General features: G+C 73.5%; 19 protein-coding genes. 12 read left to right on the top strand and 7 right to left on the bottom strand.

What is annotated here, in order from left to right:
• Window positions 1-155 precede the first annotated feature (155 nt).
• On the bottom strand, window positions 156-1220 hold the full coding sequence (locus tag ACZ3ZE_RS04340) for a mechanosensitive ion channel family protein (RefSeq protein ID WP_361164649.1): 1065 nt from the start codon (window positions 1218-1220) through the stop codon (window positions 156-158).
• Window positions 1221-1478: 258 nt separating this feature from the next.
• Here ACZ3ZE_RS04340 and ACZ3ZE_RS04335 point away from each other — a divergent pair, with 258 nt between their 5' ends.
• On the top strand, window positions 1479-2042 hold the full coding sequence (locus tag ACZ3ZE_RS04335) for an HNH endonuclease (RefSeq protein ID WP_361163065.1): 564 nt from the start codon (window positions 1479-1481) through the stop codon (window positions 2040-2042).
• An 89-nt stretch (window positions 2043-2131) separates the two neighbouring features.
• Here ACZ3ZE_RS04335 and ACZ3ZE_RS04330 read toward each other — a convergent pair whose 3' ends face one another.
• Window positions 2132-5218 (bottom strand): beta-N-acetylglucosaminidase domain-containing protein, encoded by a 3087-nt coding sequence (locus ACZ3ZE_RS04330; protein WP_467257277.1) that lies wholly within the window; start codon window positions 5216-5218, stop codon window positions 2132-2134.
• 259 nt (window positions 5219-5477) lie between these two features.
• Here ACZ3ZE_RS04330 and ACZ3ZE_RS04325 point away from each other — a divergent pair, with 259 nt between their 5' ends.
• The 3 genes from ACZ3ZE_RS04325 to ACZ3ZE_RS04315 are packed head-to-tail and all read left to right on the top strand — an operon-like array spanning window position 5478 to window position 8018.
• On the top strand, window positions 5478-5657 hold the full coding sequence (locus ACZ3ZE_RS04325; protein ID WP_361164652.1) for a hypothetical protein: 180 nt from the start codon (window positions 5478-5480) through the stop codon (window positions 5655-5657).
• A 1-nt stretch (window position 5658) separates the two neighbouring features.
• The gene (malQ, locus tag ACZ3ZE_RS04320; RefSeq protein ID WP_467257275.1) at window positions 5659-7767 is read left to right on the top strand and encodes a 4-alpha-glucanotransferase; all 2109 of its coding nucleotides are present in this window, start codon (window positions 5659-5661) and stop codon (window positions 7765-7767) included.
• Between the two features lie 20 nt (window positions 7768-7787).
• Window positions 7788-8018, top strand: a complete 231-nt coding sequence (locus ACZ3ZE_RS04315; RefSeq protein ID WP_361163071.1) for a hypothetical protein — start codon at window positions 7788-7790, stop codon at window positions 8016-8018.
• A gap of 77 nt (window positions 8019-8095) precedes the next feature.
• On the opposite strand, the gene ACZ3ZE_RS04310 is transcribed toward ACZ3ZE_RS04315, so the two are convergent.
• Window positions 8096-8617: a MarR family winged helix-turn-helix transcriptional regulator gene (locus ACZ3ZE_RS04310; protein ID WP_361163073.1), complete on the bottom strand. Its 522-nt coding sequence runs from the start codon at window positions 8615-8617 to the stop codon at window positions 8096-8098.
• A 127-nt stretch (window positions 8618-8744) separates the two neighbouring features.
• Here ACZ3ZE_RS04310 and ACZ3ZE_RS04305 point away from each other — a divergent pair, with 127 nt between their 5' ends.
• The 5 genes from ACZ3ZE_RS04305 to ACZ3ZE_RS04285 all read left to right on the top strand — a co-directional run bounded on the left by ACZ3ZE_RS04305 (window position 8745) and on the right by ACZ3ZE_RS04285 (window position 14638).
• On the top strand, window positions 8745-9710 hold the full coding sequence (locus tag ACZ3ZE_RS04305) for an EamA family transporter (protein WP_363292907.1): 966 nt from the start codon (window positions 8745-8747) through the stop codon (window positions 9708-9710).
• A gap of 5 nt (window positions 9711-9715) precedes the next feature.
• A complete protein-coding gene (locus tag ACZ3ZE_RS04300) occupies window positions 9716-10639 on the top strand; it encodes a DMT family transporter (protein ID WP_467257273.1) in 924 nt (307 codons plus the stop codon).
• 10 nt (window positions 10640-10649) lie between these two features.
• Window positions 10650-11648 carry a LysR family transcriptional regulator gene (locus ACZ3ZE_RS04295; RefSeq protein WP_467257271.1) on the top strand — a complete coding sequence of 333 codons (999 nt, stop codon included), beginning with the start codon at window positions 10650-10652 and terminating at the stop codon, window positions 11646-11648.
• Window positions 11649-11708: 60 nt separating this feature from the next.
• Entirely contained in the window at window positions 11709-12845 is a 1137-nt protein-coding gene (gene alc, locus ACZ3ZE_RS04290) for an allantoicase (protein ID WP_361163081.1), read from the top strand.
• A gap of 83 nt (window positions 12846-12928) precedes the next feature.
• On the top strand, window positions 12929-14638 hold the full coding sequence (locus ACZ3ZE_RS04285; RefSeq protein ID WP_361622491.1) for an FG-GAP-like repeat-containing protein: 1710 nt from the start codon (window positions 12929-12931) through the stop codon (window positions 14636-14638).
• A gap of 107 nt (window positions 14639-14745) precedes the next feature.
• Here the strand turns inward: ACZ3ZE_RS04285 and pepN are convergent, their stop codons facing one another.
• The 4 genes from pepN to ACZ3ZE_RS04265 form a co-directional block, all read right to left on the bottom strand.
• Window positions 14746-17322, bottom strand: coding sequence for an aminopeptidase N (gene pepN, locus ACZ3ZE_RS04280; RefSeq protein WP_442304122.1), 2577 nt, complete (start codon window positions 17320-17322; stop codon window positions 14746-14748).
• A 163-nt stretch (window positions 17323-17485) separates the two neighbouring features.
• Window positions 17486-18502 (bottom strand): aspartate-semialdehyde dehydrogenase, encoded by a 1017-nt coding sequence (locus tag ACZ3ZE_RS04275; RefSeq protein ID WP_361622495.1) that lies wholly within the window; start codon window positions 18500-18502, stop codon window positions 17486-17488.
• A gap of 162 nt (window positions 18503-18664) precedes the next feature.
• The gene (locus ACZ3ZE_RS04270; protein ID WP_467257270.1) at window positions 18665-21985 is read right to left on the bottom strand and encodes a S8 family serine peptidase; all 3321 of its coding nucleotides are present in this window, start codon (window positions 21983-21985) and stop codon (window positions 18665-18667) included.
• Window positions 21986-22184: 199 nt separating this feature from the next.
• Window positions 22185-22727 carry a CGNR zinc finger domain-containing protein gene (locus ACZ3ZE_RS04265; RefSeq protein WP_467257269.1) on the bottom strand — a complete coding sequence of 181 codons (543 nt, stop codon included), beginning with the start codon at window positions 22725-22727 and terminating at the stop codon, window positions 22185-22187.
• 154 nt (window positions 22728-22881) lie between these two features.
• On the opposite strand from ACZ3ZE_RS04265, the gene ACZ3ZE_RS04260 reads away from it, so the two are divergent.
• The 3 genes from ACZ3ZE_RS04260 to ACZ3ZE_RS04250 are packed head-to-tail and all read left to right on the top strand — an operon-like array spanning window position 22882 to window position 24777.
• The gene (locus ACZ3ZE_RS04260) at window positions 22882-23772 is read left to right on the top strand and encodes a pyridoxamine 5'-phosphate oxidase family protein (protein ID WP_467257267.1); all 891 of its coding nucleotides are present in this window, start codon (window positions 22882-22884) and stop codon (window positions 23770-23772) included.
• Complete coding sequence (locus ACZ3ZE_RS04255) at window positions 23769-24290, top strand: HPP family protein (RefSeq protein ID WP_442304125.1); 522 nt, start codon at window positions 23769-23771, stop codon at window positions 24288-24290. Before ACZ3ZE_RS04260 ends, ACZ3ZE_RS04255 begins: the two co-directional genes overlap by 4 nt.
• Before the next feature lie 19 nt (window positions 24291-24309).
• Window positions 24310-24777, top strand: coding sequence for an NUDIX hydrolase (locus tag ACZ3ZE_RS04250; RefSeq protein WP_361163097.1), 468 nt, complete (start codon window positions 24310-24312; stop codon window positions 24775-24777).
• Window positions 24778-24823 lie beyond the last annotated feature (46 nt).

The following is a 24823-nucleotide window of genomic DNA, read 5'->3' as shown; positions in this document are numbered from 1 at the left end:
CTCGTCCCGCTGCACTGTTAGGAAAGTTTCCTATTGGGTTGGGAGGAAGGTAAGACGCCCGTCACCGGGGCGTCAAGAGGCCCGCCACGACCCGAGACGCGAAGAGGCGCCCCGTCATCATCGGCGGGGCGCCCCTTCACGCGTACCGGGAACGGCTACTTGGTCAGGTCCGTCCTCGGCAGCGGCGTGGCCGCCGCCGACTGCGGGGAGGTCGGGGAGGCGAAGGCCGACGGGGCCGCCATCCCCGCCGACGGGTCGGCCGGCGAGTCCTCGGCCTGGGCCGGCAGCACACCGCCGACGATCCGGATGCCCGCCGCGTCCAGCGCGCGCTTGACCCGCCAGCGCAGCTCGCGCTCCACACCCAGCTTCTTGCCCGGCATCGTCTTCGCCGAGAGACGGATCGTCATCGAGTCGAGCAGCACCTCGCTCAGGCCCAGGATCTCCACCGGGCCCCACAGGCGCTCGTTCCAGGGCTCTTCCTTCGACATGGCGTCGGTGGCCTCGGCGATCACCGCCGACACCCGGTCCAGGTCCTCCGTCGGGCGGACCGTCACGTCCACGCCGGCGGTCGCCCAGCCCTGGCTGAGGTTGCCGATCCGCTTGATCTCGCCGTTGCGGACGTACCAGATCTCGCCGTCGACCCCGCGCAGCTTCGTCACCCGCAGCCCCACCTCGACCACCTCGCCGGAGGCGACCCCCGCGTCGATCGAGTCGCCCACCCCGTACTGGTCCTCCATGATCATGAACACGCCGGAGAGGAAGTCCGTCACCAGGTTGCGCGCGCCGAAGCCGATCGCCACACCGGCCACACCGGCCGAGGCCAGCAACGGCGCCAGGTCGATCTTGAAGGCGCCCAGGACCATCAGGCCGGCGGTGCCGAGGATGAGGAACGAGGCGACCGAGCGCAGCACCGAGCCGATGGCCTCCGAGCGCTGCCGGCGCCGCTCGGCGTTGACCAGGAGACCGCCGAGGGCCGTCCCCTCCACCGCCTGCGCCGAGCGGTTCATCCGCTCTATCAGCTTCGTCAGGGCCCGGCGTATCAGCATCCGCAGGGTCAGGGCCACGACCAGGATCAGGACGATCCGCAGCCCCGTGTTCAGCCAGGTGGACCAGTTCTGCTCCACCCACCCGGCGGCGTTCGTCGCCGTCTCGGCGGCCTCGTCGAGCGTCACCGGAACGTTGGGCTGCGCGTCGGTGGCCGGCAGGGCGGACCAGAGCACGGGGGGCACGGGGGACCTCCAGGGCAGGGGCGGGGCAATCCGTCCACAGTAACGGGGGGACGGCGTGCCCCGGTCGCTGTGTGCACAGGGGAAGACGGACCGCGGCGGGTGGAGACTCCCGTATGCCCGCCGATGTGGTCGAGAACACCTCGGGGCCGTTACCCGTACGTGGTGGCGCACCGGCCAGGCATGAGGAGAGACTGAGAGCAGTTTCGTCCCGGCGCGAGCCACGCGCCGCCGGCGTCATAGGAGGCATCCGTGCCGCATGTCCTGGTCCTCAACGCGTCGTACGAGCCGCTCGGCGTCGTACCGCTCCGTCGCGCGCTCGTCCTCGTCCTGGAGAACAAGGCACTCTGCCTCGAGGAGTCCGGCGCCTTCCTGCACAGCGAGAGCCGTGTCATGGCCGCACCCAGTGTGGTGCGCCTCAAACGGTTCGTGCGGGTCCCCTACCGGGGGCCCGTTCCCTTGACCCGCAGAGCACTCTTCGCCCGCGACGGCGGGCGCTGCATGTACTGCGGTGGCGTCGCAACCAGCGTCGACCACGTCATTCCGCGCAGCCGCGGGGGGACGCACGCCTGGGAGAACGTCGTGGCGGCCTGCCGCCGCTGCAACCACGTCAAAGCCGACCGGCACCTGCGCGAGCTGGGCTGGCGGCTGCGGCACCAACCCGCCCCGCCGACCGGACTGGCCTGGCGGATCATCGGCACCGGCCATCGCGACCCGCGGTGGCTTCCCTACCTCCAGCCGTACGGCGCGGACGACGCCCTGGCCCGGATCGACGCGGCCGTCAGCACCCCCCAGGGGGTCATGACGACCGGTTGAGCCGGGCCTTTCGCGTTCCGGGCGTTCCCGCGTACCGGAGCCTTCCCTTACGGGAAGCCCCGGGAAGCCCCGGGGCGCTCGGGGGAAGGTCAGGGGGAGCCGGGCGGAGTGCCCCGCTCCCCTTCCGGGGCGTCCGGCGCCGGTGCGTCCGCCGGGGCGCCGGGCGCCTTCTCGGGCGGCTCCGCCGCCTGCGTCCTCCCCGGCGGCTCCGCCACCGCGAAGGCCTCCACCGACCACAGCGAATAGCCGTACTCCGTCGCCCGCGCGTCGCCCCGCACCCGTACGTAGCGGGTGTCCGGCGCGTCCATCCGCACCGACTCCCGCCCGCCCCGCCCGTCGCGGACCGTGGCGGCCGTACGCCAGCTCCGCCCGTCGGGGGAGACCTGCACCCGGTACCGGCTCGCGTACGCGTCCTGCCAGTGCAGCACCACCTGCCCCACCCGGGCCGGCTCCGCCAGCTCCAGCTGCCACCAGGCGTCGTCCTCGGCGGGCGAGGACCAGCGCGTCGCCGGGTCGCCGTCCACGGCCAGCGCGGCCGGGAAGTCGGGCGTCTCGTCGCCCGAGGACGAGGCCGTGCCCGCCGGCGCCAGGTCCGGGCCCGACGTCCGCGGGAACACCCGCACCGTCAGGACCCGCTCCTCGCCCGCGAACGCCACCGGCACCGCGTACGAGCCGGCCGGCGTGGCCGCGGCGGCCGACACCTCCAGCGGCACCGTCGTCCGGGTGCCGCGCGGCACCAGCGCCTCCTTGGGCAGCCGCACCGTGATCCCCTTCGGCGCCCGCGCGGTCAGCGCCCCGCGCACCTCGGCCGCCCGCCGCCCCTCCAGGGTCGCGGCCACCCGTACGGGCGGGCCGCCGATCTCCGCGTCGGTCTCCGTACGGGCCAGTTCCAGGGCGGCCCGCGGCTCGTCGGCGAACCACGGCACCAGCGACCGCACCCGCCCCGCCGGCCCGCTCCACGCGATCCGCACCGCGTCCGCGCGCAGCCCCGCCAGGTCCGCCTGCGTCCACCCCGAGGCCGCCAGCGGGCCGAGCGCCCGCCAGCCCTCACCGGGCACCAGGGCCTCCAGGGTGCCGCCGGACCCGGTGCCGGGCTCCGTCATCACGGTGACGGTCTCCACCGGCCTGGCCCGGTCGATCCGGACCGTGTACGCGTCGTCCGCCGCGTCCGACTTCAGCCCCGGACCGCGCTCCCGGTCGGCGCCCGTCCAGGCCGCCGACTCCGTCGCCGCGCGCGCGAGGAACGGGTCGAGCACGCCCTTGCCGACGGTCACCGCGCCCGCCCCCAGCGCCTCCCGCCGCCGCTCCAGGCCGAGCTGGGCCCGCCACGCCCCGGCGCCATCGCCGCGCGCCTGCGCGAGCAGCATGTCGACGGCCGTCTCGCCCGCCTGCCCGTACCGCGCCAGCTGCTCCAGCCACGGGCCGGCCTCCGCGCTCAAGGCGCCGTCCGCCGTCCCGGCCAGCCGCCGGGGCGCCTCGCGCATCACGGTGAACGCGGCCCGCAGCTCCCGCGCCGCCTTCTCCCGGGCGCCCTGGTCGGCGCTGGTGCGGCTCGCCCAGAAGGCGTCCGCCAGCGGCTTCAGATAGGCCGACTCGGCGTCCGGGGCGAGCAGCGAGGAGGCGCCGTTCCCGGCGAGCGCCGCCAGCGCCGCGCGCGCCGCCGGGTCCGGCCCCGCCAGGTCGTCCACGGCGGCCCGCCAGGACTCCTGCGGCCGGTAGCCCTTCGGGTTCCAGGCGAAGTCGGCGGCCGTGAACAGCGGCACCCGCGAGGCCGTGGCCTGCTCCATGGCGTTGGCCAGGAACGCGGCGCTGCCGGCGGCGACGGCCGGCTCGCGGCCGGTGGCGGGGCCGAGGAAGAGGCGGTCCTGGGCGTAGTCGTTGACCGGGTAGTTGTCCATGGTGACCAGCGGATGCCGCAGCACGTCGCGGGCCCCGGCCAGCTCGCGCCCGGTGATGGTCCGCGGCACCGCCCCGACGCCCGTCCACGCCACCTGCACCCGCGGGTCGAGGGCCTCGGCCAGCGCCTTCCGGTACTCCGTCGCGCCGTCCTGGTAGTACTCCGTCGGCATCAGCGACAGCGGTTCGGCGCCCGGGTGGCGCTCGGCCAGGTGCCGTGCGACGGCCCCCGCCACGCGCGCCTGCGCCCGGGCGGCCGCCTCGGGGCCCCGCCCGAAGGCGTCGGCGTCCGCCGAGCAGTGCCACTCGCTGTAGCTGACGTCCTGGAACTGGAGCTGGAAGGCGCGCACCCCCAGCGCCCACATGGCGTCCAGCTTCCCGGTGAGCGCCGTCAGGTCCCGCTCCGAGGACAGGCACATGGACTGGGCGGGGGAGACCGCCCAGGCGAGCGTCACGTGGTTCGCCCGCGCCCGGTCGGTCAGCTCGCGGAACGCGGCCCGCTCGGCGGCCGGGTAGGCCTCGCGCCACAGCGTCTGGCGGTACGGGTCGTCCCCGGGGGCGTACAGATAGCGGTTCTGTTTGGTGCGGCCCAGGAAGTCGACCTGCGCCAGCCGCTGCTCGCGGCTCCAGGGACGCCCGTAGAAGCCCTCGGTGAGCCCGCGCACGGCGGTGCCGGGCCAGTCGCGCACCCGGACGCCCGGCAGGCTCCCGTCGGCGCGGACCAGCTGACGCAGGGTCTGCACCGCGTGGAACAGGCCGTCTTCGCCGGCCCCGTCGAGCACGACCGTGTCCCGGCCCTGGAAGCGGCCCGTCGCGAGCCGGTAGCCGCCGTCCGGCAGATCGCCCCGCCCGGCCACCCGCAGGGCGCCCAGCGCCTCGCGCGCCCCCGTGGCGTCCTCGCCCACCCGGAGCACCGCGCCCCGCCCGGGCAGCGCCTCGTGGACGGTGCGCACCCCGGCGGCCCGCAGCAGCGCGCGCAGCGCGGCCAGGGCGTGCGGGTCGGCGTCCGGGGCGGCCAGCAGCGTCACCTCGGGGCCGAGCGCCACGGCCTCGCCCACGGCGGTCAGGGACTGGGGCCGCGGCCAGACCGACGGGGGCCCGGCCGTCCGTGCGTTCGGCCCGGCCGTCGGCGCGTCCGGGGCGGTGGTGGCGGGAGGGGCCGGTGGGGCGGGCGCGTCCGGCGCCGCCTGGGCCGGGCCCGGCAGGCCGAGGCCGAGCAGGCCGCCGACGACCGCGACGGCCACCGCGGTCGCCGTCCGCCTCCTGTGTCCGAAGTGCACGAGGGCTCCCTCCGGTCCCGTGGGTCACGATTCGATGACGAGCCCACCATCCGGGTCGACGGAGTGTCAATGCGCCTGGTCGAACTGCCCCGTTTGCCCCGCGGGCTTTCGGCGAGGTGGCGTCGATTCGTCAAGTTCCGCCGGTAAAACGGGGAGCGATGGGTAAGGCTTCCCGTGCTGTCCCACCTGTCTTACCTGTCGAGACCGTCGAGACGACCCGGGAGATCCCGTGAACGCGACCGACCACTCCGCCCCCCGGATACGCGAGCAGACCCCCGCGCCGATCCGGATCCCGCGGCAGGGCCCGCTCACCAGCGAACCGCCCCTCGCCGACGCCGCGCCCCTCACCAGCGAGCCGCCGATGATCGAGGCGGCACCCCTGACCAGCGAACCCACCGCCCGGGGCACCGCGGGCGGTACGGAGTCACCCGGAGTGTGAAGTGACCCTGGCCCGTCTCGCCGCCCTGCACGGCGTCGCCACCGAGTACGCCCCCTCCGAAGGCGTCACGGTCACCGTGCCCGAGGCCACGGTGGTGGCCGTCCTGCGCGCCCTGGACGTCGACGCGTCCACACCCGAGGCGGCCGCCGCCGCGCTCGACGCGGCGGAGCGGGCGAGCCGCGCGCGACTCCTGCCGCCCACCGTCGTCCACTGGCAGGACGGGCCCCCGCGCCCGGTCCTCGGCCTGCCGCCCGGCACCCGGCTGACCGTGACCACCGAGGACGGCACGACCGTCACCGGCACCTGCGCCGCCGCCGGCCGGGGGCCCGACTGGAGCGGCCTCCCGCTCGGCGTGCACCGGCTCGCCGCCGACACCTCCGACGGACGCCGCTGCACCGGCACCCTGATCGTCGCGCCCGCGCACGCGCCGGGGCCCGAAGGGCGCGCCCACGGACTGCTCGTCCAGCTCTACTCGCTGCTCTCCACCCGCTCCTGGGGCATGGGCGACCTCGGCGACCTGCGCGAGCTCGCCGACTGGGCGGGCCGCACGCACGGCGCAGGGTTCGTCCAGGTCAACCCGCTGCACGCGGCCGTACCCGGGGCGCCCACCGACCCCTCCCCGTACCGCCCCTCCTCCCGCCGCTTCCCCGACCCGGTGCACCTGCGGATCGAGGACGTCCCCGAGTACGCGCACGTCGACCCGGCCCGCCGCGAGGAGCTCGACCGGGTCCTCGCCGACGCGGCCGAGCTGCGCGAACGGGTGCTCGGCAAGGGCGCGCTGATCGACCGGGACGCCGTGTGGGAGGCCAAGCGGCGGGCCCTGGAGCTGGTCCACACCGTGGAGCTCGGGCCCGGCCGCCGCGCCGCCTACCGCGACTTCCTCGCCGAGCGGGGGCGCGCCCTGGAGGACCACGCCACCTACCAGGCCCTCGCCGAACGCCACGGGCACCACTGGCGCCGCTGGCCCGAGGAGCTGCGCGACCCGCGGACGGCCGAGGCGGTGGTGCGGGCCGACGCCGGACTCACCGCCCGGGTCGACTTCCACTGCCGGCTCGCCTGGCTGACGGACGGCCAGCTCGCCGCCGCCTCGCGCACCGCCCGGCGGGCCGGGATGGCGGTCGGGATCGTCCACGACCTGGCCGTCGGCGTCCACCCGGACGGCTCCGACGCCTGGGCCCAGCAGCACGTCTTCGCCGCCGGCATGTCGGTGGGCGCCCCGCCCGACGCCTTCAACGCGCGCGGCCAGGACTGGGGCCTGCCGCCCTGGCGCCCCGACGCGCTCGCCGCCGAGGGCTACGCCCCGTACCGGGGGCTGCTGCGCGAACTGCTGCGGCACGCGGGCGCGCTGCGGATCGACCACGTCATGGGGCTGTTCCGGCTCTGGTGGGTGCCCGAGGGCCGCGAGCCCACCGAGGGGACGTACGTCCGCCACGACGCCGAGGCCATGCTCGCCGTCCTCGTCCTGGAGGCCCACCGCGCCGGGGCCTCGGTCATCGGCGAGGACCTCGGCACGGTCGAGCCGGGGGTACGGGAGGCGCTCGCCCGGCGCGGGGTGCTCGGCACCTCCGTGCTCTGGTTCGAACGGGACTGGGCCGGCACCGGCCGCCCGCTGCCCCCGGAGGAGTGGCGGGCCGACTGCGTGGCCACCGCCACCACCCACGACCTGCCCTCCACCGCCGCCCGCCTCTCCGGCGCCCATGTGACGCTGCGCCACCGGCTCGGGCTGCTCACCGGCGACCTGGGGCGTGAGCGGACCAGGGACGCGGCCGAGACCGCGGAGTGGCTGGGGCTGCTCCAGCGGCGCGGGATGCTGCCGGAGGGCCCGGGCGACGAGGCGGCGGAGGTCAGGGCCTTCCACCGGTTCCTGGCCGCCACCCCGGCGCGGATGGTCGGGGTGTGGCTGCCGGACGCGGTGGGGGACCGGAGGCCGCAGAACCTGCCCGGCACCTGGGACCAGTACCCCAACTGGCGGCTGCCGGTCGCGGGTCCCGACGGACAGCCGCTGACCTTGGAGGAGCTGGCCGCCTCGCCGCGCGCGCACGCCCTGTTCAAGGTGCTCGCGGAGGAGGTGGGGGCCCGTACGGCACCCCCGGGCGCGCGGTCCGTTTAGGTGTTCGCTACTTTTGCACCGTGGACAAGAAGAACGCCCTGCGCGCCGGTGCTGTCGCGGCCGGTACGACGCTGATGATGCTGCTCATGTCGTCCCCCGCGCTCGCGCTCACCCGCGACGACGGTGACGACCCGGCCCCCAAGCTGAGTGTCGCCGAGACCCTCGGCCTGTACGTCGCCGCACCGCTGGTGCTCTTCCTGGTGATCGTCGGGCTGGTCGCGGTGCTCGACAAGTCCAGGAAGAAGGCGTAAGCCCCACCCGTTCCCTCAGGAGGGCGTCGCACGGTACGAGATACCGCGCGGCGCCCTCGTGTGTTTCCCGCCGTCCTTCACACGGTCGTGGCGAGCAGCCTGCGCAGGAGCGCCGAGAGCTGCTCCGACTCCTCCGGGGTGAGCGCCGCCTCCAGGGCCGCGGCCTGCTGGGCGAGCCCGGCGCCGACGGCCTGGTCCACGAGCGTGCGGCCCTCCTCAGTGAGGGTGACCCGCAGCCCGCGCCGGTCGTTCGGGTCGGGGCTCCGGGTGATCAGACCGGCCCGCTCCAGCTTGTCCAGACGGCCCGTCATCCCGCCGGTCGTGATCATCAGCGTGGCGGTCAGCTGACGCGGTGAGAGGGTGTACGGCTCCCCGGAGCGCCGCAGCGTCGCGAGCACGTCGAACTCGCCCAGCGACATCCCCCCGTACGGCGCGTACGCCTTGTCCACTTTGCCGCGCATGGCGCCGGCCAGCCGGTAGATCCGCCCGAAGACGGCCATCGGCAGGGTGTCCAGGTCCGGGCGGACGGCGGCCCACTGGTCGGTGATGGCGTCGACGGCGTCGTGGCCGGGCCCCGTGGCGGGCGTCTGCTTCTCCATGACCTCAGTCTCCTCTCTCTGCTGACTCGATGGCAAGAAAGCCACTTGCAAGTAAGTAGCTTAGTGGTAAGTTAATTACCAGCAAGCCACCCGGCGAGCTGCCAGCCACCTCAGGGGGGAACCTGCCATGTCCCGTAAGGCCGCAACCGTCGCACTGACCGCGCTCGCCCCGATCTCCTGGGGCTCCACCTACTTCGTGACCACGGAGTTCCTGCCGCCCGACCGGCCGCTCCTCACCGGTCTGCTGCGCGCCCTGCCCGCCGGCCTCGTCCTCCTGGCCCTCACCCGCAAGCTGCCGCAGGGGGCCTGGTGGTGGAAGTCCGCGGTGCTCGGCGCCCTGAACATCGGAGCCTTCTTCCCGCTCCTCTTCCTCGCCGCCTACCGCCTGCCCGGCGGTGTGGCCGCCGTCGTCGGCTCGGTCGGCCCGCTCTTCGTCGTCGGCCTCGCCGCCCTCCTGCTGGGCGACAAGCCCACCGTGAAGGCGCTGCTCACCGCCGTCGCCGCCGCCTTCGGCGTCAGCCTCGTGGTCCTCAAGGCCGGAGCCGCGCTCGACACGATCGGCGTCGTCGCCGGACTGTTCTCCGCGCTCTCGATGTCCGCGGGCACCGTGTTCACCAAGCGCTGGGGCCGCCCCGAAGGCGTCGGTGCGCTCGCCCTCACCGGCTGGCAGCTCACCGCGGGCGGCCTGATCATCCTGCCCGTCGCCTTCCTGCTCGAAGGCGCCCCGCCCGCCCTGACCGGCACCAACCTGGCCGGATACGCCTACCTCGCCTTCGGCAACACCGCGATCTCCTACTTCCTCTGGTTCCGCGGCATCGAGCGCCTCAGTGCCTCCTCCGTCACCCTCCTCGGCCCGCTCTCGCCGATCACCGCCGCCGTCATCGGCTGGGCCGCGCTCGGCCAGGCGCTCGGCCCGGTGCAGCTGCTCGGCATGGTGGTCGCCTTCGGCGCCACCCTGATCGCCCAGATGGGGCCGCGCACCCCGAAGGCGAAGAAGACCGCCGAGGCCCCCGCCGCCGAACCGTTCAGCGCTGCTGAAAGGAATGGTCAGGAAGTTTCGATGGACCTGGAGAGTTCGGCGGTGCGACGGTAAGCGGCATGACACAGCTCACCGTTCGCCACCCCACCGAGAGGCCGGCGCCCGCGAGAAAGCTCGCGAAGGGCGCCGGCCTCGGCGTGCTGCTCGCCCTGCTCGCCACCGTCGTCTGGTCCGGTAGCTTCGTCGCCACCCGGGACATGGCCGACAGCGTCCCGCCCGTCCAGGCCGTCTTCTGGCGCTGGATCATCGCGCTCGCCGCCGTCGCACCCTTCGCCGCCCGCCCGTTCTGGCGGCAGCGCGCCGTCCTCCGCCGGCACCTCGGCTTCGTCGCCCTCGCCTCGCTGTTCGGCGTCGCCCTCTACAACACCCTGGTGCACCAGGCCGGGCTGACCACCTCCGCCTCCAACATGGGCATGATCATGGCCGCCTCACCGGTGCTCATGGCCGGCTACGCCCGCCTCGGCGGCGAACGCCTCGGCACCCGCCGCGTCGTCGGCATGCTGGCCGCCGCGCTCGGCGTGCTCCTGCTCGTCGGCAAGGGCTCCCTCGCCGTCGACTTCACCGCCGGCGACCTGTGGATGTTCGCCGCGGTCCTCTCCTTCGCCTCGTACAGCGCCCTGCTCAAGCGCAAGCCCGCCGAGATCGACCAGCTCGCCTTCCTCCTCACCACCTTCCTGCTCGGCGCCCTGATGCTCGCCCCCGCGTACGCGGTCTCCCTCACCGTCCAGGGCGGCTTCACCGCCACCGCCGGGACCGTCGGCCCCCTCCTCTACGTCGGCGTCCTCTCCTCCGCCGTCGCCTTCTTCGCCTGGAACCGGGCGATCTCCCTCATCGGCGCGGCCCGCGCGGGCGTCGTCTACTACCTCCAGCCCGTCTGCGTCGTCCTCCTGTCGTACGCGCTGCTCGGCGAGCGGCTCGGCCTCGTCGGGGCCGCCTGCATGGCGCTCATCCTCGGTGGCGTGGCGCTCAGTTCCTCCCGGTAGGTTGCGGCCCATGACCGAGTGGGACATCAAGAAGCTGCAGATCCTCCGCACCCTCCGGGACCGCGGCACCGTCACCGCCAGCGCGGAAGCACTGCTCATGACCCCCTCGGCCGTCTCCCAGCAGCTCACCAACCTCTCCAAGCAGCTCGGCGTGCGACTCCTTGAGGCGCACGGGCGCCGGGTCCGGCTCACCGACGCCGCACACCTGGTGCTGCGGCACGCCGAGGCGGTCTTCGCCCAGCTGGAGCGGGCCGAGGCCGAACTCGACGCCCATCTGCGGGGCGAGGCGGGACGGGTCAGGGTCGCCGCGTTCTCCACCGCCGTGCCCGCGCTCGTCGTCCCCGCCGTGCAGGCCCTGCGCACCGCCCACCCCGCGCTCGACGTACGCGTCCGGGAGGCCGAGGCGGCCGAGGCGTACGAACTGCTCACCGCGGGCGAGGTCGACCTGGCCCTCTCGCTCGCCGCCCACGCGCCCACCGCCCGCGACCCCAAGTACAGCCGCGTCCCGCTGCTCGCCGACCCGCTCGACGTGGCCCTGCCCACCGGGCACCCGCTCGCCGAGGCGCCCGGACTGCGGCTCGCCGACCTCTCCGCCGAGCCCTGGATCTACGGCGGTTCGGGCCCCTGGTCGGAGATCACCACCGCGGCCTGCGAGGCGGCCGGCTTCGTCCCCGAGCAGGCGCACAGCGCGGCCGGCTGGACCGCGATCCTCGCCATGGTCGAGGCCGGCATGGGCGTGGCCCTGATCCCCCGGATGGCCGCCGCCGAGCGCCGCACCGGCGTCGTCATGCGGGTGCTCTCCGCCGACCAGCCGCGCCGCCATGTCGTCGCCGCCGTGCGCCGTGGCGCGGAGGAGGGACCGGCCGTCGCCCGGGTCCTGGCGGCACTGCGGCAGGCCGCCGTGCAGCGGGAGAAGCCGGCCGTCGCGGCGAGCGGCGGGGCGGCCGTCACTCCGACCGGTGGGTCGACCGGAGAGCCGACCGGTGGGCCAACCGTTCAGCAGAGCTGAACGACGACGTCGAAAACATTCGATGGACCCGGGGGTCGGCCCGGCGGCACAGTCGAGGACATGAGCCTCGACCACGACACCGCCCAGGACCCGCACGCCAACGACGCCGCCCCCTACGCCGGTGGCGACCCCTACGCCGACTACCGGACCGGTGACTTCCCGTTCACCGAGCTCGTCGACCTCGCCGACCGCCGTCTCGGTGCCGGGGTGGTCGCCGCCAACGACGAGTTCTTCGCCGAGCGCGAGAACCTGCTCGTCCGCGAGCGGGCCGTCTTCGACCCCGAGCACTTCGGCCACAAGGGCAAGATCATGGACGGCTGGGAGACCCGCCGCCGCCGCGGCGCCGACGCCGGGCACCCCTTCCCGGCCCCCGAGGACCACGACTGGGCGATCGTCCGTCTCGGCGCCCCCGGCGTCATCCGCGGCATCGTCGTCGACACCGCCCACTTCCGGGGCAACTACCCGCAGCGGGTGAGCATCCAGGCCGCCGCCGTCGAGGGCTCGCCGAGCCCCGAGGAGCTGCTGGACGCGAAGTGGGAGGAGCTCGTCCCGCCCACCCCCGTCCGCGGCCACGCCGCCAACGGCTTCACGGTCGCCGCCGAGCGCCGCTACACCCACCTGCGGCTCTGCCAGCACCCCGACGGCGGCATCGCCCGCCTGCGCGTCCACGGCGAGGTCGTCCCCGACCCCGAGTGGCTGGACGTCCTCGGCACCCTCGACCTGGCCTCCGTACTCAACGGCGGTGTGTACGAGGACGCCTCCGACCGCTTCTACTCCTCGCCCACCCAGATCATCCTGCCCGGCACCTCCCGCAAGATGGACGACGGCTGGGAGAACCGCCGCCGCCGGGTGCGCGGCACCAACGACTGGGTGCGCTTCCGGCTCGCCGCCCAGGGCGCCGTACGGGCGGTCGAGATCGACACCGCCTACCTCAAGGGCAACTCGGCGGGCTGGATCGCCCTCCAGGGCTGCAACGGCGACCCCTCGGGAAGCGCGGAGTGGTTCGAGATCATCCCCCGCACCCGCCTCCAGCCCGACACCCCGCACCGCTTCACGCTCCCCGCGCGGGCGGTCGTCACCCACGTCCGGCTCGACGCCTTCCCCGACGGCGGCGTCGCCCGGATGCGGCTGCACGGCAGCCTCACGGACCGGGGCGCGGCGGAACTCCGCGCCCGGTACGCGCGGCTGACCGCCTGACGTACCGCCTGACGACCGCCTGACGTACCGCCTGACGGTCCTTTCTGTCAGGTGCACGGAAAAGATCATTAGGCTCTCGGGGCATGAGACTCCTCCAGAGAGCGATGGTCGCGTTCGCGCTGCTGGCCTCCGCGGTCCTCGCGACCGTGGGGCCGGCCGCCGCCGACACCGTCGACCCCGCCTCCGCACCGCCGACGCGCGTCATCTCGTACAACGTCTGCGGCGCTTCCAGCTGCCAGAGCCAGCTCGACCTGGCCACCTGGACCGCCAAGGTCAAGGCACAGGCCCTCGCCTGGGACGCCGACGCCCTGATGCTCCAGGAACTCTGCTTCACCCAGTGGACGTCGCTGCGCGACGCGCTGGCCGACGCCGGCTACACCGCCGTCTGGGGCTTCGCCACGAAGACCGGCGGCTGCGGCCACTGGGGCGGCACCGACAACGGCTTCGGCCTCGGCGTCTTCGTCAAGGCGCCCGCGGTCGACCGCTACACGGCCAACCTGACCACCCCCGGCCCCGAGCCCCGCCCGGTGCTCTGCGCCCGGGGCCCGGTCGACGGCCGGACCACGCTCGTCTGCAACGTCCACCTCGACCAGAAGATCACCCCCGACAACGGCTCCGCCGAGGCCCTGGCCCACGCGGACACCTGGGCGGCCGGACTCCCGGTGATCTTCGGCGGCGACTTCAACGCCGGTACGGAACCGGCGTACGACCCGATGCTCGACCCGGTCCGCCAGGGCCTGCCCGGGACCGGCCCGTTCATCGAGGCCGACGAGAACGACCAGGACTTCTTCACCCCGGCCTGCCGGGACGCCGGGGTCACCGCGTGCCACTCGGGCGAGCCCACCGTGGCCTCCGGGAAGAAGTTCGACCACGTCTTCCTGAACACCCGCGACTTCCACGCCGTCCGCGCCGACGCCCTCGAACCCGAGCCCGAGGGCACCGCCCCGCTCTCCGACCACAAGCTGCTGCGCGCCGCCGCCTACCCCACGCTGCCGCCCGGCGACCTCACCGGCGACGGCAAGGCCGACCTCCTCGCCGTCAAGGACGACGGCAGCCTGCGCCTGTACGCCGGCACCGGCGGCGGCGCCCTCGCCGGCATGCGCCAGATCGGCGCGAGCGGCTGGGCCGGCGCCGCCGTCAGCCACCGCGGCGACTGGACCGGCGACGGCCGCGAGGACGTCCTCGCCCGCATCGGCGACGACCTGTGGGTCTACCCGAACACCGGCAACGGCGAGCTCGGCACCCGCGTCGCCATGGGCGGCCGCCCCACCGGCTGGTCGAACGGTGGCGCCCTCCCGCTGGCAGCCGGCGACGTGGACGGCGACGGCCTGCCCGACGTCCTCGCCCGCAGCACCACCGGCCTCTGGCTGCACAGGGGCGGCCCGGCCGTCGACGGGAAGCCCACCTTCGCGCCCCGGGCCGCCGTCAAGATCGGCGGCCCCGAATGGGCCGGCTACGACGTGGTCCTGCCCGGCGACGTCACCGGCGACGGAAGGGCCGACGTCTGGAGCCGCGACCGCGCCACCGGCGAGATCAAGCGGCACGTGAGCCAGGGCGCGGCCCTGCTCGCCGCCGACCCGGCCCCGCTGACCGGCGGCCCCCTGACCGTCGCCGACCGGCGCCTCGCCGTCTCGGCCGGCGACGTGACCGGCGACGGCCTGCCGGACCTGTGGACCACCCGTACCGCCGGCACGGCCGAGAACCTGGAGTTCCTCCCGGGCACCGCCACCGGCCTCAGCACCCCGGCCACCATCGGCACCGGCGGCTGGCAGTGGCTCACGGCCCTGGGCTGACCCGCCGACCCGCTGACCCCTTGAAACGGGGAGGGGCCCCGGACCGTGACCGGTCCGGGGCCCCTCTCGCGTCGGACGAGCTGTCAGACGAGCTGTCAGACGAGCCGTCAGGCGGCCGCGGCGTCCGCCGCCTGCGCCTTCAGCGCGCGCTCGACGCCCGCGCGGGACTCCGTCACCATGCGGCGGAGCGCCGGCGCCGGGTCGTTCGCGGCGATCCACGCGTCCGTGGCGTCCAGGGTGGCCTGCGAGACCTGGAGCGACGGGTAGAGGCCGACCACGATCTGCTGCACGATCTCGTGGCTGCGGGTCTCCGAGATGCCCTTGATCGCGGCGAAGTACTTCGCCGTGTAGGGGGCGATCAGCTCGCGCTGGTCGACCTGCACGAAGCCGCCGATCACGGCCTCCTGCACCGCGTTCGCCAGGGTGTCGGACTCGACGACCTGGGCCCACGCCTCGGCCTTCGCCGCCTCCGTCGGACGGGCCGCGCGGGCCGTCGCCGCGTGGCGCTCGCCCGCGGCGGTCCGGTCGCGCTCCAGCTCCGCGGCGATCTCCGGCTCGTCGATCCGGCCGGTCGCCGCGAGCCGCTGCACGAACGCCCAGCGCAGCTCGGTGTCGACGGCGAGACCGTCGACGACCTCGCTGCCGTCGAGCAGCCCGGCGAGCACGTCGAGCTCCGCCGCCTCGCGGGCGGTGGCCGCGAAGGCCCGCGCCCAGGCGAGCTGGTGGTCGCTGCCCGGCGCCGCCGCCCGCAGCTGCTCCTGCGCGAAGGCACCCCAGCGGGACAGGCCCTCGGCGCGCCACTCGGGCGCCGCGTACAGGTCGAGGGCCGCCTTGACCTGCCCCTGGAGCGACTGGACCACGCCGATGTCGGTCTCCTTGGCGATGCCGGAGAGCACCAGCGCCAGGTAGTCGCGGGTGGCCAGCTCGCCGTCGCGGGTCATGTCCCAGGCCGAGGCCCAGCACAGCGCCCGCGGCAGGGACTCGGTGAAGTCGCCCAGGTGCGCGGTGACGTTCTTGAGGGACACCTCGTCGAGGCGGACCTTGGCGTACGACAGGTCGTCGTCGTTGAGCAGCACGACCGCCGGGCGGCTCTTGCCAGCGAGCTGCGGCACGGCGGTCAGCTCGGCCGCCTCGATGTCCAGCTCGACCCGCTCGGTGCGGACCAGCTTGCCGGCCGCGTCCAGGTCGTAGAAGCCGATGGCGATCCGGTGCGGGCGCAGGACGGCCTCGCCCTTGGCGCCGGCCGGCAGCGCCGGGGCGGTCTGGCGGACGGCGAAGGAGGTGATGGAGCCGTTCTCGTCGGTCTCGATCTCGGGCCGCAGCACGTTGATGCCGGCGGTCTCCAGCCACGCCTTCGACCAGGCCTTCAGGTCACGGCCGGAGGTCTCCTCCAGGGCGCCCAGGAGGTCCGTCAGACGCGTGTTGCCGAAGGCGTGGGCCTTGAAGTAGGCCTGCACGCCCTTGAAGAACTCGTCCTGGCCGACGTAGGCGACGAGCTGCTTCAGGACGGACGCGCCCTTGGCGTACGTGATCCCGTCGAAGTTGACGAGCACGTCCTCCAGGTCGTTGATGTCCGCCATGATCGGGTGCGTCGACGGCAGCTGGTCCTGGCGGTAGGCCCAGGTCTTCTCCGCGTTGGCGAAGGTGGTCCAGGCGTTGGGCCAGCGGGTGCCCTCGACGGAAGCCTGGCAGGCGACCGAGGTGTAGGTGGCGAACGACTCGTTCAGCCACAGGTCGTTCCACCACTCCATGGTGACGAGGTCGCCGAACCACATGTGGGCGAGCTCGTGCAGGATGGTCTCGGCGCGACGCTCGTACGCGGCGTCCGTGACCTTCGAGCGGAAGACGTACTGGTCGCGGATGGTGACCGCGCCCGCGTTCTCCATCGCGCCCGCGTTGAACTCCGGCACGAACAGCTGGTCGTACTTGGCGAACGGGTAGTCGTACGCGAACTTCTCCTGGAACCAGCCGAAGCCCTGGCGGGTCACGTCGAAGATGTGGTCCGCGTCGAGGAACTCCGCGAGCGACGGACGGCAGTAGATGCCCAGCGGCACGACCTGGCCGTCGGGGCCCTCGTACGAGGAGTGCACCGCGTGGTACGGGCCGACGATCAGCGCCGTGATGTACGTGGAGATGCGCGGGGTCGGCTCGAAGACCCAGACGTCGTCCTTGGGCTCCGGCGTGGGGGAGTTGGAGATGACCGACCAGCCGGACGGGGCCTTCACGGTGAACTGGAAGGTCGCCTTGAGGTCGGGCTGCTCGAACGAGGCGAAGACGCGGCGGGCGTCCGGCACCTCGAACTGCGTGTACAGGTAGGCCTGGCCGTCGACCGGGTCGACGAACCGGTGCAGACCCTCACCGGTGTTGGTGTACGCGCAGTCGGCGACGACCTTCAGCTCGTTGCGCCCCTGCGCGAGGTGCGGGAGCGCGATCCGGGAGTCCCGGAAGACGGCGGCGACGTCGAGGGCGTGCCCGTTGAGCACGACCTCGTGGACGGCGGGGGCGACGAGATCGATGAAGGTCTCGGCCCCGGCCTCGGCGGAATCGAAGCGGACGGTGGTGACGGACCGGTAGGTGCCGCCCTCCTGCGCACCGGTGAGGTCGAGGTCGACCTCATACGCGTCCACGGACAGCAGCTTCGCCCGCTGCGCCGCCTCTTCACGGGTCAGGTTTGTGCCAGGCACCCGGTCAACTCCTCGGTTTCGTGACGTTTGGGCCATCCTTCCACGGGGTGTGTCGACGGCGCACCGCACATTTCCCAGGGCGAACAAGCGAAGGGCGGCCATCCCACGGATGGCCGCCCTTCGTCACTGTTCGTCAGGACTCGTCCCGCCGGTGTGCCGGTCCTCAGCCCTTGAGCTCGGCCGCGACCAGCTCCGCGATCTGCACCGCGTTCAGGGCGGCGCCCTTGCGCAGGTTGTCGTTGGAGAGGAAGAGCGCGAGGCCGTGGTCGACGGTCTCGTCGACGCGGATGCGGCCCACGAAGGAGGCGTCCTTGCCGGCGGCCTGGAGCGGGGTGGGGATCTCGGAGAGCTCGACGCCCTCGGCGTCCTTCAGCAGCTCGTAGGCGCGCTCGACGCTGATCGGGCGCTCGAAGCGCACGTTGACCTGGAGCGAGTGGCCGGAGAAGACCGGGACGCGCACACAGGTGCCGGAGACCTTGAGCTCCGGGATCTCCAGGATCTTGCGGGACTCGTTGCGGAGCTTCTGCTCCTCGTCGGTCTCGAAGGAGCCGTCGTCGACGATCGAGCCGGCCAGCGGCAGCACGTTGAAGGCGATCGGGCGCTTGTAGACGCCGGGCTCGGGGAACGCGACGGCCTCGCCGTCGTGGGCCAGCGCGGCGGCGTTCTCGGCGACGGCCTTGACCTGGCCGTCCAGCTCGGCGACACCGGCCACGCCGGAGCCGGACACGGCCTGGTAGGTCGTGGCGACCAGCGCGATCAGGCCGGCCTCCTGGTGGAGCGGCTTGAGGACCGGCATGGCGGCCATCGTGGTGCAGTTCGGGTTGGCGATGATGCCCTTGGGGCGGTCCTTGATCGCGTGCGGGTTGACCTCGGACACGACCAGCGGGACCTCGGGGTCCTTGCGCCAGGCGGAGGAGTTGTCGATCACGACGGCGCCCTGGGAGGCGACCTTCTCGGCGAGCGCCTTGGAGGTGGCGCCGCCCGCGGAGAAGAGCACGATGTCCAGGCCGGTGTAGTCGGCGGTGGCGGCGTCCTCGACGGTGACGCCGTCCAGGACGGTGCCGGCGGAGCGGGCGGAGGCGAAGAGTCGCAGCTCGTCGACGGGGAAGTCCCGCTCGGCCAGGATCCTGCGCATGACACTGCCGACCTGACCGGTGGCTCCGACGATTCCGACCTTCACGGGGACTCCTCCATACATCTGTGCAGGGTGCGCTGCCGGTTCCATCATGCGGGTCTGCGGGCCCGGCTTGTCCAATCCATTGTCCAAGGGACGGGACGGGACTCAAGACGGCGAAGGGGCGGGCGCCGGTTCCGGCGCCCGCCCCTCACTGGTGGCACGGTGTTACGGGACGACGTTCCCGATCACGACGCTGCCGGTGCCGGCGGCGGTGCCGCGGGCGTTCAGCAGCTGGACCTCGCCGAAGAACCGGCGGCCCTCGGGCGCCGCGGCGTTGACCACGACCTCGGCGGCGACCTGGGCGGTCCCGCCGTTGGCCAGCTGGACCGGCTTCGACTCGTCGACCTTCACGGAGCCGAGCGCGGACGAGTAGTACACGTCCTTGTAGTCGTAGCTGGTGCCGCCGGCCGCCTGCACCGAGTAGCCGTCGATGATGACGGTGTAGGTGCCGGGGGCGGGCTTGACCAGGCTGACGGACTCCTCGGAGTCGCCGTCGGCGGACTGCCCGACCTGGGTGTCGCCCAGCTTGACCGTGAGGTCGAGGTCGGCCGACAGGTCGGAGGTGTTGCCGATGGCGATGTCGAGGCGCTCGACACCCTCACCGATGGTGACGGTCTTGATCTGCTGCTCGTGGTGCTGGATGGTCGCCTTCTCGGACTTCTGCGAGCCGAGCGAGCCGCCCTTCAGGCGCCCGTCCAGGGCCGCGAACTCGTTCGAGACGTTCCACTGCACGGCGGCGGGGGTGCCGATCTTCGCCTCGGGGACCGTCTGGACGGCCGGGTCGAAGGAGGCGCCGAGCACCGAGACGTCCAGCTTGAACGGGTTGTCCAGGTCCGGCGACGTACGGCGGGACTCGACGATGATCTCCCACACGCCCGGGATCGGGTTGGCGTAGGAGCGCACGTCCGGACGGCAGGTGTTCGCCGGGTTGTAGTGCGGGTAGCACTGGTTCGTCGCGTTGTCCTCAAGGGCCACGCCGTACGGGTGCTGGGTGATGAACCGGGTCTGGCTCTTCTCCTTCAGCCCGCCGATCGAGACCTCGAGGGTCTTGGCGCCCTTCGGCACGGTGACGAAGTACGACTTGCTGCTGTTGCGCTGCACGGAGCCGGCGGCGGAGAAGCCGTAGCCCGGGCCGACCAGGTCGGCGGAGACGATCGAGGTGGCGAGGATCTGCTTGTCGACGCCCTCGGTGCGCTCGTCGTCGGCCTCCAGGATGACGCTGTGCACGCCGGCGGAGGTCGGACGGGCCTGGAGCTTGACGGTGACCGGCTTGTTCAGCGGCAGGTCGATCTCGTCGTCGCCGAGGATGCGGAAGGTGCCGTCGTTGTACTTCAGGTCCAGCTCGTGCTCGATCGGCCGGTCCGGGCCGCTCGTGCGCGTGATGGTGACGTCGTAGACCTTCTTCTGGCCGACCTTGAGGCCGCCCTGGCGGTCGTACACGCCGGTGCCGGTGTGCGGGGCCGGGAAGATCGCGGTGTCGACCGGGGCCTCGACCTTGTAGTCGTGGGCGGTGGCACCGTCCTTGATCGACTCCCAGGCGTCCTCGATGTCGATGAGGCCGGCGCCCTGCTCGTGGGCCGCGACACCGGGGATCCGCTTCGCGGTCGAGGTGAGCGCGGTGCGCAGGGTGAGCGGGGAGAGCGCGATGTGCTTCTGCTTGGCCGCGGAGATCAGCAGCGCGCTCGCGCCCGCCGCCTGCGGCGAGGACATCGAGGTGCCGTTGAGCATGCCGTAGCCGGCGGGCAGCGCGTAGCCGGACTCGGCGACGCCCGCACCGGGCTGCCAGGTCGGGATGGTGTTCACGGCCGAGCCGGGGGCGGTGATGGTCGGGGTGAAGCCGCCGTCCTCACGCGGGCCGCGCGAGGAGAAGGGGAACATGGCGTACTTCTTCTCGACGGCGGAGCCGTAGTTGGCCGCCCAGGTCGACTGGGAGACGGCCGCGCCGACCGACAGGACCTTGTCGGCCAGGCCGGGGTCGCCGATCGTGTTGATGCCGGGGCCCTCGTTGCCGGCCGAGATGACCAGCTGCACGCCGTACGTGTCGATGAGACGCGTGTAGAGGCGGGCGCGCACGTTGTCGCCGTCGTTCTGCAGCGGCAGACCGCCGATCGACATGTTGACGATGTCGACGCCGCGGTTGGCGACGAGGTCGATCATGCCCTCGGTCAGCGCGGTGTTGGTGCAGCCGCCGGTCCAGGTGCAGGCACGGGCGGAGACGATCTTCGCGCCGGGGGCGGCGCCGTTCATCCTGCCGCCGAAGAGGCCGTTGGCCGCGGTGATGCCGGCGACGTGGGTGCCGTGCGAGGACTCGACGAGACCGACGTTGACGAAGTCGGCCTTCTTGCCGACCCAGGTGCCGCCCAGCGGGTCCATCGGCACGTCCTTGCGGATCTGCACGACGAACGGGGTCTTCTCGACGACCTCGGTGGCCGGGTTGTCCGTACCGAAGTAGCCGACCTGGTAGCCGTCCTTGTACGGCTTCATCGGCTCGTTGTCGGTGAAGTCACCGTTCTGGTCGGTGTCCACGCGCACGGTGCCGGCGACCGGGTCGTACAGCAGACCGAAGCGGTCGGTGGTGTCGCCGTCCCGGTTGATGTCGCCCTTGGGGTCGCCGCCCGCGGTGACCGACTCGCTGAAGCGGCTCCACTGGTACGAGCCCTCGGGGGCCTTCCAGCTCTGGCCGCCGGCGGTGAAGACGGAGCCCGTGACCGGGGTGATCTGGGCGCGCCAGGTGCCGTCGCTCTCGGTGAGCGGGTCGGTGGCGGTGACCCAGTCGACGATCTTGCGCTCGCCGGTGGTGGTCTTCTGCAGGGCCGGGTGGCCGAGGTCGACACCGGAGTCGAGGATGCCGATGGTCACGCCGCGGCCGTCGGCCTTGGGGTGCTCCTTGACGAAGTCCACCGCACCGGTCTCGTGGGACGGGTTGTACGGGTTCTTCGCCGGGGTGTCCTTGCCGGGGGCCGGGTAGGTGCGCGTGACGGTGGTGCCGTCGACGGCGCCCGTGGAGCCCGCGTCCGGGGTCGGGTCGTCCTGCTCGATCTCCGCCTGGAGATCCACCGACTGCACGGAGGACAGCTTGGTGGCGGCCTTGATGGCGGCGTCGGCCTTGCCGGTCGGCAGGGTGGCGCGGACGTAGCCCAGCTTGTCGTCCTGCCTGCCGACGGAGGCGCCGGGGACGGCGTCGAGCTGGCCGGCGACCTGCTCGGTGGCGCCCGGGGCCGTGGCGACGAGGACGGTGACGTTGGGCTGGCCGGCGGCCTCGGCCTCGGACAGGCGCTGCGCGTCGGTGGCGCCGAGCTTGTCGGCGGGGTCGGCGATCTTCACCGGGGAGCTGCCGGTCGCCGGGTCGTCGGCGGCCAGGACCGGGGCGGCACCGGCCGCGACGAGCGCGGTCACGAGGCCGGCGGCGGCCGCGATGCGGGCCGCTCGTCTGGTCCCGGAGGTGGAGCGTCCGGATATGGAGCTCTGGGTTTCGGGGGTGGTCATCAACATCCCTGTTTGTGAAAGAAGAGGGTCCGGATTTCGGTACCGGATGACCGCTCAGCCTTTCGCAAATGACAGGGGTTTGGGGAGAGTTACCGGGTGGCGGAATGCGCGCGTGGCGCACATCCGCCACTGCGGAAGATGCGCCACGGGGGACGAAAGGTGCCCAACGGGGGCGAGTCGAAGTCCCGCCGGTGGGGGACTAGTTGTCCTTTGTACGGGCATAGTGCCGCGAGGCCTTGGCCCGGTTGCCGCAGGCGGCCATCGAGCACCAGCGCCGGGTGCCGTTCCGCGAGGTGTCGAAGAAGTGCAGGATGCACGCCTCGTGGGCGCACTCGCGGATGCGTTCCGGGTTTGTGCGCAGCAGGTGAAGGTAGTCGCGGGCGGCGGTCCATCCCGGCCCCCAGGCGGGATCCGCGAATTCCGCCTTCTCGCCCGGCCCTTCGGCGGTGAGCGTGGCCCGGATCCGCCCGTGCCCGAGGACCGCGTCGACCCGGGCGGTGGCGTCCGGATCGCCGGGCCGGTCGACCAGGCTTCCGAGGGCGTCGCGCGTGGCCAGGGTGTGGCGCAGGGTGACGTCGTCGGCGCGGAAACGCCCGTCGAGCCCGTTCGAGCGGAGCCAGACGCCGAGCCCCTCGACGCCGGTGAGCAGGTCCTGCCGTACGCCGTCCGCCATCCAGCGGGTGTTGAGCAGGTCGAGGGAGACGGGCTCGCCGACGAGTGGCCGCGGGTCGGAAACGGTCATGGCGGACGCCCTCCTCGGCGACGAATTTCGGCCTAACCCCTCAAGGTTACGTGACCGGTTGCGCGCTGCGCGTTCTAACCTCTAAAGTTGAATTCAAAGGTTAGCACCGCTCGCGGTGAACGAGTCGTACGAGTCGTACCTGAGGAGGTCCCCCATGCGCGCCTACCACCCCGGCTCCCTCGCCGTTCAGACCCGCGTCGGCGTCCGCGACCTCGCCGAGCACGTCGGCAGATCCATCAGCGCCGGCATCCGGCCGGTCGCCGCCACCTTCCTGGAGGCCCAGCCGATGCTCGTGCTCGGCGCCGCCGCCCCGGACGGCCGGGTCTGGGCGAGCCTGCTCACCGGCCGCCCCGGCTTCGTCCGCGCGACCGGCCCGCACACCGTCTCCGTCGCCGGCGGCGTCCCCGCCCGCGACCCCCTCGCGGCGGCCGTCACCGAAGCCGGCACCCCCGTCGGGACGATCGCCCTCGACCCCCGCACCCGCCGCCGGATGCGGCTCAACGGCACCGCGCGCCCCAGCGCCCGCGGGCTGCTCGTCGAGGCGGAGCAGGTCTTCACCAACTGCCCGAAGTACCTCCAGAAGCGCGAGCTGTACGGCCGCGCGCGGGACCCCCGCCCGGGGGTGGCACGCCACACCCGCTCCCTGACCCCCGCCCAGCAGCGCCTGATCCGCACCGCCGACACCTTCTTCGTCGCCACCGCCGCCCCCGACGGCGTCGACGCCAGCCACCGCGGCGGCGACCCCGGCTTCGTCGAGCTCGGCTCGCCCACCGAACTGCGCTGGGCCGACTACCCCGGCAACGCCATGTTCCTCACCCTCGGCAACCTGGAGGCGGACGGCCGCGCCGGCCTGCTCTTCCTCGACTGGCGCACCGGCACCACCCTCCAGCTCTCCGGCTGCGCCCACACCGAGTACGGCCCCGAGGGCCGCGCGGTCCGCTTCCGCCTGGACGCGGTGGCGGAGACCAGGGACGCCAGCCCCCTGCGCTGGTCGCCCCCCGAGTACTCCCCGTCCAACCCGCCCGTCACGAAGGACCGCCCATGACCACCGCCCCGCCCGCCCCCGCCACCACCGCGACCCCCGCCCGCGCCGCCGCCCCCGCCCGCCCCAGACCCCGCGTGCTGCTCGCCTCCACCGCCGTCAGCGTCACCGCGCTGCTCCTGCTCGTCGCCCTCGGCACCGCACTCCACCAGCCGCTGCTCATCCCGCCGCTGGCCGCGAGCATGGCCCTCGTCGCGGGCGCCCCCGACCTGCCGCTCGCCCAGCCCCGCTCCGTCGTCGGCGGCCAACTCCTCTCCGCCCTCACCGGTTTCGCCGTCCTCGCGCTCACCGGCCCCGGCCTGTGGGGCGCCGCCGTCGCCGGCGGCCTCGCCCTCGGCGTGATGTCGGCGGCCCGCACCCCGCACTCCCCGGCCGCGGCGACCGCGGTGATCGTCACCCTCCAGAACCCGCCGTTCTGGCCCTTCCTCGCCCTCCTCGCCCTCGCCACCCTCGTCCTCGTCGCCACCGGCCTCGCCGGCGCCCGGCTCACGGGGCGGCGGTATCCCGCGTACTGGCTGTGAAAGCCTCTAATCTCGGCCCATGCAGACCGAGTTGAGGGTGGCGGCCTACGCCGTGTGCGTACGTGACGGGCGGATACTCCTGGCCCGTTGGGTGGACCGGGCCGGGGTGAAGCGGTGGACGCTGCCCGGGGGTGGGCTGGATCACGGGGAGCTGCCGGTGGCGGCCGTCGTGCGGGAGGTCGAGGAGGAGACCGGGTACGTCGCCGAGGCGACCGTGCTGCTCGGGATCGACTCCATCCGGCGGGAGCGGCCGCGCCGGCTCGGCGGGGCCCTCGACTGGCAGGGGCTGCGGATCGTCTACGAGGCCCGGGTCGTCGGGGGTGAGCTGCGGAACGAGGAGGGCGGGTCCACCGATCTCGCCGCCTGGCATCCGCTGGAGTCGGTGCCCTCACTCACCCGGGTCGAGCTCGTCGACATCGGACTCCAGCTGTGGCGCGACCGGCCGCCCCTGGGGCACTCCCCGCTCCACGATCCGGCGAACGGCTGAAAACGGCTCAACCGTCCCGGACCCGCTCAACCCGGTGCCCCTGCCC

The sequence above is a fragment of the Streptomyces sp. NPDC023157 genome (assembly GCF_055560575.1).
The sequence above is the reverse complement of the archived record's forward strand: the minus strand, read 5'-3'. Positions and strand labels throughout refer to the sequence as shown.

Coding starts and splice junctions, on each gene's coding strand:
- ACZ3ZE_RS04310 (WP_361163073.1), bottom strand. CDS start 8,617: ATGGAGAAGCAGACGCCCGCCACGGGGCCCGGCCACGACGCCGTCGAC.
- ACZ3ZE_RS04305 (WP_363292907.1), top strand. CDS start 8,745: ATGTCCCGTAAGGCCGCAACCGTCGCACTGACCGCGCTCGCCCCGATC.
- ACZ3ZE_RS04300 (WP_467257273.1), top strand. CDS start 9,716: ATGACACAGCTCACCGTTCGCCACCCCACCGAGAGGCCGGCGCCCGCG.
- ACZ3ZE_RS04295 (WP_467257271.1), top strand. CDS start 10,650: ATGACCGAGTGGGACATCAAGAAGCTGCAGATCCTCCGCACCCTCCGG.
- alc (WP_361163081.1), top strand. CDS start 11,709: ATGAGCCTCGACCACGACACCGCCCAGGACCCGCACGCCAACGACGCC.
- ACZ3ZE_RS04285 (WP_361622491.1), top strand. CDS start 12,929: ATGAGACTCCTCCAGAGAGCGATGGTCGCGTTCGCGCTGCTGGCCTCC.
- ACZ3ZE_RS04270 (WP_467257270.1), bottom strand. CDS start 21,985: ATGACCACCCCCGAAACCCAGAGCTCCATATCCGGACGCTCCACCTCC.
- ACZ3ZE_RS04265 (WP_467257269.1), bottom strand. CDS start 22,727: ATGACCGTTTCCGACCCGCGGCCACTCGTCGGCGAGCCCGTCTCCCTC.
- ACZ3ZE_RS04260 (WP_467257267.1), top strand. CDS start 22,882: ATGCGCGCCTACCACCCCGGCTCCCTCGCCGTTCAGACCCGCGTCGGC.
- ACZ3ZE_RS04255 (WP_442304125.1), top strand. CDS start 23,769: ATGACCACCGCCCCGCCCGCCCCCGCCACCACCGCGACCCCCGCCCGC.
- ACZ3ZE_RS04250 (WP_361163097.1), top strand. CDS start 24,310: ATGCAGACCGAGTTGAGGGTGGCGGCCTACGCCGTGTGCGTACGTGAC.